Annotated in this window: 15 protein-coding genes; 7 read left to right on the plus strand and 8 right to left on the minus strand. The window is 60.4% G+C overall.

The window, feature by feature from the left end:
- Positions 1–42 precede the first annotated feature (42 nt).
- Positions 43–381 (minus strand): FKBP-type peptidyl-prolyl cis-trans isomerase, encoded by a 339-nt coding sequence (locus AB4O01_RS08605; protein WP_257355474.1) that lies wholly within the window; start codon positions 379–381, stop codon positions 43–45.
- Positions 382–544: 163 nt separating this feature from the next.
- Between AB4O01_RS08605 and AB4O01_RS08610 the strand changes: the two genes are divergently transcribed.
- Positions 545–1636: a diguanylate cyclase domain-containing protein gene (locus AB4O01_RS08610; protein ID WP_460091360.1), complete on the plus strand. Its 1092-nt coding sequence runs from the start codon at positions 545–547 to the stop codon at positions 1634–1636.
- Here AB4O01_RS08610 and AB4O01_RS08615 read toward each other — a convergent pair.
- Positions 1633–1938, minus strand: a complete 306-nt coding sequence (locus AB4O01_RS08615; RefSeq protein WP_242209642.1) for an RcnB family protein — start codon at positions 1936–1938, stop codon at positions 1633–1635. The genes AB4O01_RS08610 and AB4O01_RS08615 overlap by 4 nt on opposite strands.
- A 578-nt stretch (positions 1939–2516) precedes the next feature.
- Here AB4O01_RS08615 and tcuC point away from each other — a divergent pair.
- Complete coding sequence (gene tcuC / locus AB4O01_RS08620) at positions 2517–3809, plus strand: MFS transporter (protein ID WP_108226972.1); 1293 nt, start codon at positions 2517–2519, stop codon at positions 3807–3809.
- Between the two features lie 12 nt (positions 3810–3821).
- Positions 3822–4592 carry a substrate-binding domain-containing protein gene (locus tag AB4O01_RS08625; RefSeq protein ID WP_099756596.1) on the plus strand — a complete coding sequence of 257 codons (771 nt, stop codon included), beginning with the start codon at positions 3822–3824 and terminating at the stop codon, positions 4590–4592.
- Here the strand turns inward: AB4O01_RS08625 and AB4O01_RS08630 are convergent.
- A complete protein-coding gene (locus AB4O01_RS08630) occupies positions 4582–5496 on the minus strand; it encodes a LysR family transcriptional regulator (RefSeq protein WP_150693967.1) in 915 nt (304 codons plus the stop codon). The two genes, AB4O01_RS08625 and AB4O01_RS08630, sit on opposite strands and share 11 nt — an antisense overlap.
- Before the next feature lie 251 nt (positions 5497–5747).
- On the opposite strand from AB4O01_RS08630, the gene AB4O01_RS08635 reads away from it, so the two are divergent.
- Positions 5748–7556: a monovalent cation:proton antiporter-2 (CPA2) family protein gene (locus tag AB4O01_RS08635; protein WP_460091362.1), complete on the plus strand. Its 1809-nt coding sequence runs from the start codon at positions 5748–5750 to the stop codon at positions 7554–7556.
- 135 nt (positions 7557–7691) lie between these two features.
- On the opposite strand, the gene hcnC is transcribed toward AB4O01_RS08635, so the two are convergent.
- From hcnC to AB4O01_RS08655, 4 genes are all read right to left on the minus strand, one after another.
- Positions 7692–8951, minus strand: a complete 1260-nt coding sequence (gene hcnC, locus AB4O01_RS08640; RefSeq protein ID WP_093441061.1) for a cyanide-forming glycine dehydrogenase subunit HcnC — start codon at positions 8949–8951, stop codon at positions 7692–7694.
- Positions 8944–10353: a cyanide-forming glycine dehydrogenase subunit HcnB gene (gene hcnB, locus AB4O01_RS08645; protein ID WP_460091363.1), complete on the minus strand. Its 1410-nt coding sequence runs from the start codon at positions 10351–10353 to the stop codon at positions 8944–8946. The genes hcnC and hcnB overlap by 8 nt, the downstream gene beginning before the upstream one ends.
- On the minus strand, positions 10350–10667 hold the full coding sequence (gene hcnA / locus AB4O01_RS08650; RefSeq protein WP_257355479.1) for a cyanide-forming glycine dehydrogenase subunit HcnA: 318 nt from the start codon (positions 10665–10667) through the stop codon (positions 10350–10352). The genes hcnB and hcnA overlap by 4 nt, the downstream gene beginning before the upstream one ends.
- Before the next feature lie 240 nt (positions 10668–10907).
- A complete protein-coding gene (locus AB4O01_RS08655) occupies positions 10908–11447 on the minus strand; it encodes a hypothetical protein (RefSeq protein WP_116254982.1) in 540 nt (179 codons plus the stop codon).
- On the opposite strand from AB4O01_RS08655, the gene AB4O01_RS08660 reads away from it, so the two are divergent.
- Positions 11440–11649: a hypothetical protein gene (locus AB4O01_RS08660; protein ID WP_147307379.1), complete on the plus strand. Its 210-nt coding sequence runs from the start codon at positions 11440–11442 to the stop codon at positions 11647–11649. The two genes, AB4O01_RS08655 and AB4O01_RS08660, sit on opposite strands and share 8 nt — an antisense overlap.
- 24 nt (positions 11650–11673) lie before the next feature.
- On the opposite strand, the gene AB4O01_RS08665 is transcribed toward AB4O01_RS08660, so the two are convergent.
- On the minus strand, positions 11674–12603 hold the full coding sequence (locus AB4O01_RS08665; protein ID WP_460091364.1) for a hypothetical protein: 930 nt from the start codon (positions 12601–12603) through the stop codon (positions 11674–11676).
- Positions 12604–12910: 307 nt separating this feature from the next.
- Between AB4O01_RS08665 and AB4O01_RS08670 the strand changes: the two genes are divergently transcribed.
- Positions 12911–13594: a response regulator transcription factor gene (locus AB4O01_RS08670; protein WP_007914996.1), complete on the plus strand. Its 684-nt coding sequence runs from the start codon at positions 12911–12913 to the stop codon at positions 13592–13594.
- Positions 13572–14966: a sensor histidine kinase gene (locus tag AB4O01_RS08675; protein WP_460091367.1), complete on the plus strand. Its 1395-nt coding sequence runs from the start codon at positions 13572–13574 to the stop codon at positions 14964–14966. Before AB4O01_RS08670 ends, AB4O01_RS08675 begins: the two co-directional genes overlap by 23 nt.
- Positions 14967–14990: the final 24 nt, after the last annotated feature.

Raw genomic sequence — 14990 nt, forward strand, 5'->3', positions numbered from 1 at the left:
TGGATGAAGTAACGGACTTCATCCAAATCGACGCCCCCCACCTCAATCCTCCCGCGTCAGCACTTCCAACAACTCAATCTCAAACACCAGATTCGAACCCGGCGGGATCTTGCCCATCGTCCGTTCGCCGTACCCCAAATGCGCCGGCACCAGCAATTTGCGCTTGCCCCCCACCTGCATCCCCATCAAGCCCTGATCCCAACCCTTGATCACCCGCCCGGTGCCAATCACGCACTGGAAAGGTTTGCCTCGGCTGTAGGAAGAATCGAACTCGCTGCCGTCTTCCAGCCAACCGGTGTATTGGGTGGTGATCAGCGCGCCTTTGATGGCGGCTTTGCCTTCGCCGATCTGAAGATCGATTACCTGCAGTTCATCATTCATAACATTCACTCTATTGTTCAGCCGGCCGCCGTTTTCCCAGAAATGCCGGGGATTGGCAACCTGGCAGCGCAGATCAACATGGTATCCGAACCGAGTAATGAAGCATTAACATAGCCAACCGCCACTACTCTACGGATCGACCCGCCATGCTGGCAGCGCCCGAATGACTCTGTTCTGGATCAGCCTTGCCATGGGCGCGAGCATGCTGGCCATCATCGCCCTGCTGCTGTGGCGCGAACGCGGTTTGCGCAGGCAGCTTGCGCAGTACCGGGATTTGCTGACGCGGGCCGCCGATGGCCAACGCATTCAGCAGGACGGCGACGTCGAGCGTTTCAAACGCAGCCAGTACTTTGCGCGCATCGGCACTTGGGATTGGGAAGTCGACACGGATCGGCTGTACTGGTCGGACGCGATTTACGGCATGTTCGGGTTCAAGATCGGCGAGATTACGCCGTCCTATGCGCTGTTCTGCTCCTGCGTCCATCCGGACGACCGCACCAAAGTGCGCGAAGGTGAGTTGCGCTGTCTTGAAACCGGCGAAAACCATGATGAGGAATACCGCGTGGTCTGGCCCGACGGCACGATTCGCTGGCTGCGGGAAACCGGCAACGTGGTGCACAACGACCACGACGCTGTGGTGAAAATGATGGGTGTGGTGCGCGACATCACCGAAGAAAAAGCCTCGGCCAGCTACCTGCAACACCTCGCTCACTTCGATCCGCTGACCGGCCTGCCCAATCGTCTGGTGCTGGAACAACGCTTGTCGGAAGCGCTGGATCACGCGCGGCAGACCGAGACCCGCGTCGCACTGGTATTCATCGACCTCAACGGTTTCAAAACCATCAACGACCGCTACGGCCATGCCGCCGGCGACCGCGTGCTGATCACCACGGCCACGCGGCTGAAACGCATCCTGCGCGCCACCGATACGGTCGCGCGCATTGGCGGCGATGAGTTTGTGGTGATCCTGCAAGACCTGGCGCCGAGCCTGAGTTTGCAGGACGAAGCGCGCAGCATTTGCCAGAAAATCTTCATCGAACTGTCGCCCCCGATCAGCATCGGCAACGACCAGCGCCACATCGGCACCAGCCTTGGCGTGGCGGTGTTTCCGGACCATGCGACAGCCATGGATCGCTTGCTGCACGTCGCAGATCTGGCGATGTATGAGGCCAAGCGCAGTGGCAATAATCAGTATCGGTTGGGTGGAGAAAGCCCCGCGCGTGTGCAGGCGCAGGGCTTTGAGATCCGCTCTTAACGCTCGACCGGTTTCATCTCGACAATCGTCCCGTTGGTGATCATCACCATGACGTACTGGTCATTGATCTGTACCCACTGCGCCTGCTCAACAGGTTTTTTCAGGCCCTTGGTTTTCCAGTCGATGGCTTTTTCACTGCGCTGATAAATATCCGGGGCGCGGTCGTTGACCTTCAGTTCGCGGTCGCTGGTCGGGGATTGAACGGCCTGTTCATTTGAGGTTTGCGCCGCTTGAACAAGTGGGCTGATCCCGGCAATGCCGGCGACGAGGGCCAGGCTGGCGATTAGGGTTTTGCTGTTCATCGGTGAACCTCCTGAGATGTGTGCTACCTGAACTCGGACTGCCGGGTTCGGGAATCATTCCTTTTTTTGCCGGGATGGGCGCTAGAGGTCATTGGAGTTTGGGTGTCCTGTAAACAAAAGCAAAATCAAGAGCCCCTCACCCTAGCCCTCTCCCGGAGGGAGAGGGGACTGACCGAGGTGTTTGGCAGAAGTGCGCCGATGTGCGATACCGAGTCGAATGCACGTTTCAAAACCAACCGAAATCGGCTCCCTCTCCCTCGGGAGAGGGCTGGGGTGAGGGGTAGCCACCTCACCAAACCAAAGCCATGCGCCCGCTTTTAACCACTCATTACAATGAGCGCCAGCTCGAGTGCCCTTGATCTTTTCTCACCGGCGACGTCGCCGTCAGTCGAAACCATAAGCAGCCGTTACCGCTGCAATGGATTTGTACCCCAAAAAACCATTGATCCGCCCTGAACATCAATCCATGCCAATAATGCAATTAACATCCTGTTACACCTGCGCCACCATCCACCTCAATAAAAACCGTGCGCCGCCCTCCCGTCGCGCACGTCATAAAAGCGGTGGAGTACTTTTCTATGACAGCCTCAATCCCTCACAACGGCTCGCGGGCCGGCGCCATTTTCCGGGTGACCTCGGGCAACTTCCTCGAACAGTTCGACTTCTTCCTGTTCGGCTTCTATGCCACGCAGATCGCGGCGGTGTTCTTTCCGGCGAGCAGTGAGTTCGCCTCCCTGATGATGACCTTTGCGGTGTTCGGCGCAGGCTTTTTGATGCGTCCGCTGGGCGCCATCGTGCTCGGTGCATACATCGATGATGTCGGTCGGCGTAAAGGTTTGATCGTCACCCTGTCGATCATGGCCAGCGGCACGATATTGATCGTGCTGGTGCCCGGTTACGAAAGCATCGGCCTATTTGCGCCGGCACTGGTGTTGATCGGGCGCTTGCTGCAGGGCTTCTCGGCTGGGGCGGAATTGGGCGGTGTGTCGGTGTATCTCGCCGAAATCGCCACGCCGGGCCGCAAAGGTTTCTTCACCGCTTGGCAGTCGGCCAGTCAGCAAGTGGCGATCATCGTCGCCGCCGCTTTGGGCTATGCGCTGAACGCGTGGATGGCGCCGGATGTGATTGCCGATTGGGGCTGGCGGATTCCGTTTTTCGTCGGTTGCATGATCGTGCCGTTTATCTTTTTCCTGCGCCGTAACCTGGCGGAAACCGAAGAGTTCGCCGCACGCAAACACCGCCCGAGCATGGGCGAAGTGTTCCGCACCCTCGGCCAGAACTGGGGCGTGGTACTCGGCGGCATGTTGATGGTCGCGCTGACCACCACCGCGTTTTACCTGATCACCGTGTACGCGCCGACCTTCGGCAAAACCGTGCTGCACCTGAGCACCTCCGATGCACTGTTGGTGACGCTGCTGGTCGGTGTGTCGAACTTCTTCTGGTTGCCGATTGGCGGCCTGTTGTCCGACCGTATCGGCCGTCGTCCGGTGCTGATCGCCATGTCGCTGCTGGCCCTGGCCACGACCTATCCGGCGCTGTCGTACCTGGTGCAGGCGCCGAGCTTCAGCCACATGTTGCTGTCGCTGTTGTGGCTGTCGTTTATCTACGGCTTGTACAACGGCGCAATGATTCCGGCGCTGACCGAGATCATGCCAGTTGAGGTGCGCGTTGCCGGTTTCTCTCTCGCCTACAGCCTGGCCACCGCCATTTTCGGCGGTTTCACCCCGGCGATGTCGACCTTCCTGATTCAGTACACCGGCGACAAAGCCGCGCCGGGTTACTGGATGAGCATCGGTGCGCTATGTGCCTTGTGCGCCACTCTTTATCTGTACCGCCGTGCCGGTGGTCGTCTGCAACCTGTCGCGGCCTGAGGAAAACTCGCCATGAAAAAACTGTTTACTGTCACCGCCCTGCTCGCCGGTCTCGCGTTCAACCTCGCGGCGCAGGCCGAAGAATTGAGCGTGATGACCTCCGGCGGCTTCACTGCCGCCTACAAGATTCTCGGGCCGAAATTCGCTGCCGCCAGCGGCAACACCCTGACCACCAGCCTCGGCCCGTCGATGGGCAAAGCCCCCGAAGCGATCCCCAATCGCCTCGCCCGCGGTGAACACGCCGACGTGGTGATCATGGTCGGCTATGCCCTCGATGACCTGATCAAGCAAGGCAAAGTCGACCCGGCCTCGCGCGTTGAGCTGGCCGATTCGCGGATCGGCCTGGTGGTGCGCGAAGGCGCGCCGAAACCGGACATCAGCAGTGTCGACGGCCTGAAGAAAACCCTGCTCGACGCGCAGTCAGTGGCCTACTCCGACAGCGCCAGCGGCGTCTACATCGAGCAGCAGTTGTTCAAGAAACTGGGGATCGAAGATCAGCTGAAGCCGAAGGCAAAAATGATCCCGAAAATCCCGGTCGGCTCGGTGGTTGCCACTGGCGACTATCAACTGGGCTTCCAGCAGGTCAGCGAATTGCTGCCGGTGCCGGGCGTGAGTTTCGTGGCGAAGATTCCGGAATCGGTACAGTCGGTGACGCGTTTTGCCGCCGGGATTCCGGTCGGCGCACAGCATCCTGAAGAAGCCAAAGCCCTGCTCGCCTACCTCGCCGCGCCGGCCGCACAAGCTGACGTGCAGGCCACCGGACTGGACTCGGTCAAGCGCTGACAATTGGCGGCTGGACTTTCATTTCCACCACCAGCCGCTCCAGTTCCAGTGCCGCCGGGGTCAGCGTACGACCCCGGCGCTTGATGATGCCGACACTGCGCATCACTTGCGGGTCGGTCAACGGCACCCGCGTCAGGATCGGATGATCCGGCCCCGGCATCGCCATGAGCGGCACCGCCGCCACCCCCAACCCCGCCTCCACCAGACCGATCATCGTTGTCACATGACGGGTTTCGCAGATGCTCGAACGCTGCGGCACTACGCTGCTCAACGCCTGATCGAGCAGAAAGCGGTTGCCGGAGGTCTTGTCGAGCGAGATGTAATCCTGCTGATAGAACTCGTCCCAGCTCACACTGCTGCGCCCAGCCAGCGGGTGATCGCGGCGACAAGCGACGACGTAGCACTCCTGCACAAGCGGTTCGAACTCGACTTTGGCATCCTGCGTGCCGAGGAAACTCAAGCCGAAATCCGCCTCGCCGTTGACCACCGCACTCAAGACATCGTGCGCACTGGAGTCGAGCACTTTGACTTTGATCCGTGGGAATTGCTGGTGATAGCGCGCAACCACGCGGGGCATGAAGTAGTACGCCGCCGAAGGCACGCAGGCGACGGTGACATGGCCCAAACGGGTCGATGCGACTTCGCTGATGCCCAATAAAGCCACGTCGAGATCATCGAGCAAACGCTCGACACTAGGCATGAATCCGCGCCCGGCCTGGGTCAGGCTGACCTTGCGTGTGGTGCGTTCGAAGAGTTTCACGCCGAGGGCGTCTTCGAGCTTTTCGATGCGCCGGCTTAGCGCCGGTTGCGACAGGCGCACGGTGTCGGCGGCCTTGCGAAAACTGCCCTGCTCGACCACGGCGCGAAAGGCTTGCAGGTCGTTGAGGTCGAAGTTGATGGCCATGGCGGGACTCGGGGGATTGATTCGTAGAGGTTATGAATGTAACCAATTGATGCCAATTATTATAGAAACGATGAAAATCCCCTGTGGGAGCGAGCTTGCTCGCGAATGCGATCTACCAGTGACAAACCTGTTGACTGACACTTCGCTTTCGCGAGCAAGCTCGCTCCCACATTGGATCTCCAGTGGCCTATAGGTCTTGGTAGCCCTTATCCTTGTCACCCCCGCCTTACCGTTGTCAGGAGTAACCCCCCATGCCCCATGAAGGCAATCTGTTGCAAGCCGCTGTCGTCTTTCTGTTCGCGGCCGTGCTCACCGTGCCTTTGGCCAAACGTCTGCAACTGGGCGCCGTGCTCGGTTATCTGTTTGCCGGGGTGATCATCGGCCCGTCGGTTTTGGGTCTGATCGGCAACCCGCAAAGCGTCGCGCATATTTCCGAACTGGGCGTGGTGTTGCTGCTGTTCATCATTGGGCTTGAGCTGTCGCCGCGACGCTTGTGGGTGATGCGCAAATCGGTGTTCGGCGTTGGTCTGGCGCAGGTGTTGCTGACGGCTTCGGTGATCGGCGTGCTGGCGCTGTCGGTGTTTGGCCAACCGCTGAACAGTGCGATCGTCCTCGGCCTTGGTCTGGCGCTGTCCTCGACGGCATTCGGTCTGCAAAGTCTGGCCGAGCGCAAGGAACTGACCAGCCCCCATGGGCGACTGGCGTTTGCGATTCTGTTGTTCCAGGACATCGCCGCGATCCCGTTGATCGCACTGGTGCCGATGCTGGCGGGTGGTGCTCACGACACCAGCAACGCCGAGAGTCTGAACCATGCGTTGCAGGTGCTCGGCGGTATCGCCGTGGTCGTGGTTGGTGGGCGTTATCTGTTGCGTCCGGTGTTCCGCGTGGTGGCGAAAACCGGTCTGCCGGAAGTGTCGACGGCTACGGCGTTGCTGGTGGTGATCGGCACGGCGTGGTTGATGGATCTGGTCGGTGTGTCGATGGCGCTGGGGGCGTTTCTCGCCGGTTTGCTGTTGGCGGATTCGGAATATCGCCATGAGCTGGAAGCGCAGATCGAGCCGTTCAAAGGTCTGCTGCTCGGGCTGTTTTTCATCAGTGTCGGCATGGGCGCCAACCTCAGCTTGCTGCTCAGCGCGCCGATCACCGTGTTGGGGCTGACGCTGCTGTTGATCGGGCTGAAATTACCGCTGCTGTTCATCGTCGGACGCCTGGCCGGGGGCTTGAACAAGGTCAGTGCGATTCGCCTCGGTATCGTCTTGGCGGCGGGTGGTGAATTCGCCTTTGTGGTGTTCAAGATCGGTCGCGATCAGGGCCTGTTTGAGCCGCGCCTGTACGACCTGCTGGTGCTGACCATCACCCTGTCGATGGCGGTGACGCCGTTGTTGCTGTTGATCTGCGCGCGGCTGGTCAGCCCGAAAGTGCAGCCGGTGGAAGTGCCGGAAAAATACCGCGAGATCGACACCGACACTCCGCGTGTGGTGATCGCCGGCATGGGCCGGATGGGCCAGATCGTCGCGCGGATTCTGCGGGCGCAGAACATCAAGTTCGTTGCGCTGGACACCTCGGTGGAGACCATTGAACTGTCGCGCAGCTTCGGCGGTGTGCCGGTGTTCTACGGCGACCCGATGCGCCCGGAAATTCTCAATGCGGCCAAGGTGGGCGAGGCGGAGTATTTCGTGATTGCCACGGACGATCCGGAGACCAACATCAAGACCGCCGAGGTGGTGCGCAAGCTGTATCCGCACATGAAGATCATCGCTCGGGCACGTAACCGTCAGCACGTGCACCGCTTGGTCGATGTTGGCGCGGAGGCGATTCGAGAGACGTATTACTCAAGTCTGGAGATGAGTCGGCGCACATTGGTCGGACTTGGTTTGACTCAGGCCCAGGCCGATGCGCGGATCAAACGCTTCAAGCATCACGACGAACAGGTGCTGGAGGCGCAACACGCGATCTACGACGACGCAGCGAAAGTTCTGCAAACCGCCCAGGAAGCCCGGGCGGAACTGGCGCGGTTGTTCGAATCCGACCAGCTGGAAGAAGAATCCCGCAACACCTGAGCCACACCCGATTGTTCCCACGCTCCGCGTGGGAATACAGCCCGGGACGCTCTGCGTTCCAATTCGCGAGCTGGAACGCGGAGCGTCCCTTGAGGCATTCCCACGCGGAGCGTGGGAACGATCATCTTGCCAAGGTCAGACCAGTTCCAGTTCCAGCACTTGCTTGACCGGCGCCACCTCAAACCGGTCCGCCAGAAACGGCGTGATATCCAACGGCAGCGGTTCATCGTTGACCAGTTTGTCCAGCAGCACGCCGGTAATCGCCGAGGTCAGAATCCCGGTACGGAAGTGGCCGCAGGCATTCAAATACCCTTCCACCCCGCGCATCGGCCCGAGAATCGGCAACTCATCCGGCGAACCCGGACGCAAACCCGCCCAGGTGCGTTTCAGATTGACGTCCTTGAGTTCCGGCAGGCAGCGCACCGCCCCCTGCACCAGCCCGGCGATTTCCGGGTAGGTGGTGGTGACGTCAAAACCTTTGTCTTCGGTGGTGCTGCCAATCAGGATCTCGCCGTTGTCCTTCTGCGCCACGTAGCAGTCGCTGGTGGTCAGGCAGCCGTTGAGAATCTTCGGCATGCGCTCGGTGAGCAGAATCTGGCCCTTCACCGGTTTCACCGGGATGCGAATACCCGTGGCCCATTCGCTCAAGTCCGCCGCCCAGGCACCGCCGGCGTTGATCAGCGTCTTGCAGTGGAACACGCCCTCCTCGGCCGTTTGCACACCGGTGACGCGACTGCCGTGATGCAACACACCGGTGACGTTGGTGTTGACGAAGATGTCGACGCCGTTCTGCCGTGCACCTTCCATGTAGGCATCGGCGAGGCGGAACGGGCTGACCTGATGGTCGCAGAGAAACTCCAGCGCCCCGCGTGCTTCGTGGCTGACGCTCGGTTCAGACTCGCGTAGCGCCGCTTGGTCGAGCCAGCGCACCTGATCGGCCAGGTGCGGAATGCAGCCGACGATGTGCTCGGCGTAGAGCCGGTCTTCATCGTCGTAAATGACGAATTTCAACCCGGTCTTTTCGAACTTGAAATCCATCCCGTGGTTGTCTTTCAGCTCTCGGTGCAATGCCGGGTACAGCGCGTTGGACTGCAGGGCAAAATCGAAGAAAGACTCCGGCAGAATGTGCGGCGTGCTCGCGTCCACCGCCACCGCCGCGCCTTGGGTTTCGCGCTTGCGGTTGGCCGACATCATGCGGAAGAAAATCACCCCGCAGCCGAGGCCGACCGACTCACCGATCGCCCACAAACCGCCGGCCGAAGCACGGGTAGCGTTGCCAGGGCGCTTGGCATCGATCAGCGCCACTTTGAGGTTTTTGCGCTTGGACAATTGATAGGCGCAGGACGCCCCGATCACGCCGCCGCCGGCAATGATCACGTCGTAGAACTTACTCATGGGCAGCGGCCTCCGTGCCGACAGACTGGAACGCGGAAAAAGGAATCGGATCAATCGGGAATCGCGGGCGCAGCCAACCGACTTCCTTGCGCCCGGTCGCCTGACGCAAGCGATCGCTGCAGTAGCCGACGCACATCCGGCCCTGACAATCGCCCATGCTCACGCGGGTGCGCATTTTCAGGCTGGCGATGTCTTGCACGCCCTGCTCCAGCGCCAGGTCGATGTCGGCGCGGGTCGCGTGTTCACAGCGACAGATCACCGTGTCAGCGGCGGGCAATGCGGTCTGGCCGACGCCGCGTTCGGTGTAACGATCGACGGCAGCGCGAAAGCGCACGATGGCTTTGAGTTTGCTCAAGTAACGGTCGCGGCGCACACGCGCCAATTCCTCTTCGAGCACGCCGCGTTGCAGCAGAATCGAGGTCGCCGCGATCTTGCCAGCGAGCATCGCCGCTTCTCCACCGCGAATCCCGCCCATGTCACCGGCCAGGTGCACGTGCGGTTCGTTGCTTTGCTGCCAGACGTTGGCGTTGGCGCGCAGGTAACCGTCGTCGCTGAAGCCGTGATCCAGGCCCATCTGCTGGCTCAGTTGGGTGCGCGGAATGAAACCGTAACCGACCGCGAGGGTCTTGGCTTCGAAGCGCTCGACGCGGCTCATGTCCGGTTCCCACGTGGCCGAGTAAGGCGCGACGCTGACGCTTTTCAGCTCGCCCTCGCCATGCGCCTCGACCACGCCCCAACCGTAGTTCATCGAGATACCGTGCAGTTTCAGGTAGGCGAGCATGCTCAAACCGTCGAGGAACAATTGCGGCTTGTTCAGCAGCGCCAGACTTTCGCGGGCAATCTTGCCGAACGCACACGCCTCATACACGCCCGCGACGCTGACGCCCGACGCATGCAACTGCGTCGCCACCAGCGGCAGCAACGGCCCGGTGCCGGCGATGATCACCGGCCCTTGCGGCTTGACCACGCCACTTTTGATTTGCAGTTGCAGACCGCCGAGCATGATCACCCCCGGCAAGGTCCAGCCGGGAAACGGCACGCTGCGTTCATGACAACCGGCAGCCAGGAGCAATTGCGGATACTCGATTTCGTGTAACTGCTCGTCGCCATCGAGCACCACCAGCGCGCGGGTGCCTTCGGCGCCGACCACGCGATGGTTGAGGCGCACGTCGATCAGCCCGGCCTGCTCCTGAAAATCACCGTGCAGTTTGCCCAGTGCTTCGGAGTAACGCGGGCCGAGATAATCCAGTTGCACGCCATCACGCAACGGCCCGCGATAGACCACACCGCCGAGGCGCGAAGCTTCTTCGAGCAAGGTGCAGCGCACGCCGTGGCGCGCCAGTTCGATGGCCGCCGCCATCCCCGCCGGGCCGCCGCCGACGATGACCGGTTGCTGGCTCATACGATCACCTCTTGCGTGGTGATGCGGTTGACCTGGGTTTCAATCTCCATGCCGTCGCGCACCACGGTCTGACAGGCACGGCGTTTGTGCCGGCCATTGATTTTCACCAGGCAGCACTGGCACACGCCCATGCCGCAATAGGCGCCGGTGATCTGGTCGTGATCGTTGCGCGCGATCTGGCGAACGCCGAGTGATTGAATAACGCTGAGGACGGTTTCGCCGATGGCGGCGGTGACCGCTTGACCGTTGATGTGGACGGTCATATCCGCCTGCGCCAACGGCTGAATATCGAAGGTTCTTTCTTGGCAGTGCATTGCTATGTTCATCCGTGAGAGTTCGGTTGAGGTGGTGTCAGCTCCTTGCTGCACTACACCGGGTCGACGCGTTTATTGTGGCTGTGAGGGGCGTCGACGCAGCTACTTCGTCAGCGCAACAAGGTGCGCGTGAAGCACTGTAGTTCATGCCTCAGCAAAGGCCTGGATCATTTACGTTAGGCGATATCGCCCGGCGAAATATTGATCCAGGCCAGTGAAAGCGGCTGGATTGTCGAACGATCAGTTGGAGAAGACGTACTGCCCTTTGATCTTCCTTGTACCGACCAAAGCGAGGTCCGGAAACAGCAGCGATTTGACCCAGGCGGCGTAGAACACCATGGCCAGAATGAACGCCACGCCGAGCAGAGTCGACACGGGTTCTTCACTGAAGCCGTAGAATTCACGAGGAATCTGGCTGATCGTGAAGGTGACATAGATTGTGTAAACCACCGCGATGCCCTTGTAAAAGCCCCACGCAAACAAGAGCGGAATCACGCCAATAATCAAGACCATGGTCAATGCCATAGCGGTGCCACCGTCATTGATTTGAAGCAGCCCGGCTATCGCCCCGAGAAGTCCCCAGATACCCATCAGTGCGACCAGAATGTTGACTTTAACGGCGTGTCGTTTTCTCAGGGCGGGATCCGGATGCGCCCCGATCCAGCCCGCCAGCACTCGATCCTTGACCTTGCCACCCGAAAGCGCCTTGAAGGTTGCGGCCCTGGAATGCCCGCTATCGAGCATTTCGACGACTTTTCGTTTGATTGCTTGCTTGTTCAACGTATTCATCCTTAAACGTGCGCGCAACGGCCGCCCCGTTGCCGATGCGGATTCTCCCCTTGTTCCCCGTCAGAAAGCAAAAAGCCGCTTCCACCCGAAGGTGGAAGCGGCCGAGGCATACGCCTCAATCAAGCAATCAGTGCACGAACAGGGCGATCAGGATGATGATCGGGATTGGCACGCCGAGGAAAAACAGCAGTAATGAGCGCATGGTGATGCTCCTTGTTTAACGGACTGGAGTGGTCGTGGTGTAGGTGTCGACTTCTATGTACTCGACGGCATCACGACGACGACCGCCGTAAGTAGCCGCGAGGCTGGCGAAGAACGCACCGGCCAACAGCGAAATGAACATCCACAGCGAGGTCCAGGCAGCGACTTTCGCAGCGGTGTCGGCGGCTTGTTGAGCTTTGACTTTGGCGTCGGCGAGGGCTTTCTGAGTGCGCGCATAAATCTCGTCAACGCGACGTTCGGCATCGGCCTGAGTCAGGTTGGTCCGTTGTGCGACCAGTTGTGCGAGGTAAGTACGGTCTTCAGCACTCAGCTGACCGTTGGCCAGGCTTTGCGCGAAGATCCGTGCCACAGCGCCATGAGCGGCGTCATCGCTGACAGAGGCCGGACGGTCATCGCGGAACAGGCTGTCGATGTAGTAGCCGTACTGGTTGCTGTCGGTGTTGGCCGCCGCAGAACCGGCTGCTTGAGTCATGGCGCTGGCAGCACCGCCAGCCACACTGGCACCGGCCTGCACACCACCACTGATGACGCTGCTGACCGAACCGACCACCAGCACTGCAGTGACCAATGTAGCCACGCACCAGGCCAGGAAGCCGTGCGCGGTGTCGCGGAAATACACTTCGTCACCGTGCATGTTCGCCCACTTCACCCGCAGGCGACCGGCGATGTAGCCACCCATGCCGGAAGCGATGATTTGCGTCGCCGCCAGCCAGACTATCGTGGAAATGCCCAGGCCCTTGGCGCTGACGCCCTCTCCGGCCCACGGTGAAACGGCAGAGAAACCCAAACCGAAACCGAGCAACACCAAAATCATCGACAGTGCAGCGGCAGCCGCGGCACCGGCGAAGATCGCGCCCCAGGACACGCCCGAAACGCTGCTCGACTCTTCAACGGCAGGATAAAACCCATCAGAGGATCTATTCATTGTTGTTCTGCTCCAGGCATGAAAAATGGTGTTACAACTCGTCAGCAGAGGAATTGCAGTGACCGTGCCAGTCGCGGAAATTAGATAAATCTATTAATTTCAATCAGTTAGAAAGAGTGAACTTACGCAAACCTTGCAAATTGCAATAATTGCCGGATAACAGCGGGTTTTATGCATTGGCCTCAAGTATCAATAGCGCTCCAAATCTGCGTTTGTGACAGGTCAACATGAAAGTTAATTTAAAGCGCCAGCGCAATTTCTTGGCAAAATGCTGCCATTCCGTTTGAACCGATCAGCAGGCCTGCCTATGACTCGTATCTTGACCATCGAAGACGACGCCGTGACCGCTCGGGAAATCGTCGCCGAACTGAGCAGCCACGGGCTGGAAGTCGACTGGGTCGACAATGGCCGCGAAGGGCTCGACCGCGCCGTGAGCGGCAACTACGACCTGATCACCCTCGACCGCATGCTGCCCGAACTCGATGGCCTGGCCATCGTCACCACGCTGCGCACCATGGGCGTGGCCACGCCGATCCTGATGATCAGCGCCCTCTCCGATGTCGACGAACGCGTACGCGGCTTGCGCGCCGGCGGCGATGATTACCTGACCAAACCGTTCGCCACCGATGAAATGGCCGCGCGGGTGGAGGTGTTGCTGCGTCGGCAGAACAGCGGCGCCACTCAGGCAACGACGTTGCAGGTGGCCGACCTCGAACTCGATTTGATCAGCCATGAAGCGCGCCGCGCCGAACAAGTGCTGACGCTGCTGCCGACCGAATACAAGCTGCTCGAATTCCTCATGCGCAACAGTGGCCAGATCCTTTCGCGGATGATGATTTTCGAAGAGGTCTGGGGCTATCACTTCGACCCCGGCACCAACCTGATCGACGTGCACATCGGCCGTCTGCGCAAGAAGATCGACGCCGCCGGCCATGTGCCGCTGATCCGCACGGTACGGGGCTCGGGTTATGTCATTGCCGAACCCGTCTGACGGCTGGCGCTCCTCCAGCAGCCGCTTGCTGGCGCTGTACAGCTCGCTGTTCGTGGCCTGGAGCGCGATCCTCATGGGGGTCATGTATTACGAGGTCTCCGGCTACCTCGACAACCTCGCCAAACACTCGTTGATGCAACGTCAGCACCTGTTTTCGCACTTTCGCGGCGAACAACTCGAAGACGCCCTCGCCGCCAGCATGACCTTCGACATTCGCGGCATCGACGCTTATGGCCTGTTCGATGCGCAAGGCGTGTACCTTGGCGGCGCACTCCAGCAGATCCCCGAAGGCCTGCCGCTGGACGGCAAGATCCACATGCTCGCCGACTGCGCCGACTCCGATGACCCGACCCTGCCCAATGACAGCTGCGACGCGGTGGCCACGCAAACCCGCGATGGGCGCTGGCTGGTATTGCTGCGCGATAACGGCTCGCTGTTCGCCGTCACGCGGATCATTTTGCATGCGTTGTTCTGGGGCGTGTCGCTGACGATTCTGCCGGGCATTGCCGGTTGGCATTTACTGCGGCGTCGGCCGTTGCGGCGCATCCGGGCGATTCAGGCCAGCGCTCAGGCGATTGTTGCCGGCGACCTGACGCGGCGCCTGCCCTTGTCCAATCGCCGCGATGAACTGGACATGCTCGCGGCCATCGTCAACGCGATGCTGGAGCGCATCGAGCGCTTGATGAATGAAGTCAAAGGCGTCTGCGACAACATCGCCCATGATCTGCGCACGCCACTGACGCGCCTGCGCGCGCAGCTGTATCGCATGCAGCAGCAGGCTGGTGAAGGTTCGCAGGAAGCGGCGCAACTGGATCTGGTGCTCGCCGAAGCGGACACGCTGATGGCGCGGTTTCGCGGGTTGTTGCGGATTTCCGAGCTTGAGGATCGCCAGCGCCGTTCAGGTTTTGTCGAGCTCGATCCAGTGCAATTGCTGGAAGAACTGCACGAGTTTTATTTGCCATTGGCCGAGGAAGGCGAGCTGCGTTTCGAGCTGAACATGCCGGAGACGCTGCCGCCACTCAATGGTGATCGGGCGTTGCTGTTCGAGGCCTTGGCCAATCTGCTGAGTAACTCGATCAAGTTCACACCACCGGGCGGCACAGTGATGCTGCGTGGGGTGAACGCGGGTGGGCAGACGCGGATTGAGGTGCACGATTCCGGACCGGGAATTCCCGAGGCTGAGCGCGAGGCGGTGTTCCAGCGCTTCTATCGCGCCGAGGGTGGACAACCGCAGGGTGGCTTTGGCCTCGGATTGTCGATTGTGGCGGCGATTGTCAGCTTGCATGGCTTCAGTCTTGAAGTCGGCAGCAGTGATCTGGGCGGGGCGAAACTGGTGCTCGATTGCCGGCAGAGCCTGATCGAAAATTCCTGACTACTGACATGATCGTTCCCACGC

This window comes from Pseudomonas sp. S2_E02 (assembly GCF_054668355.1).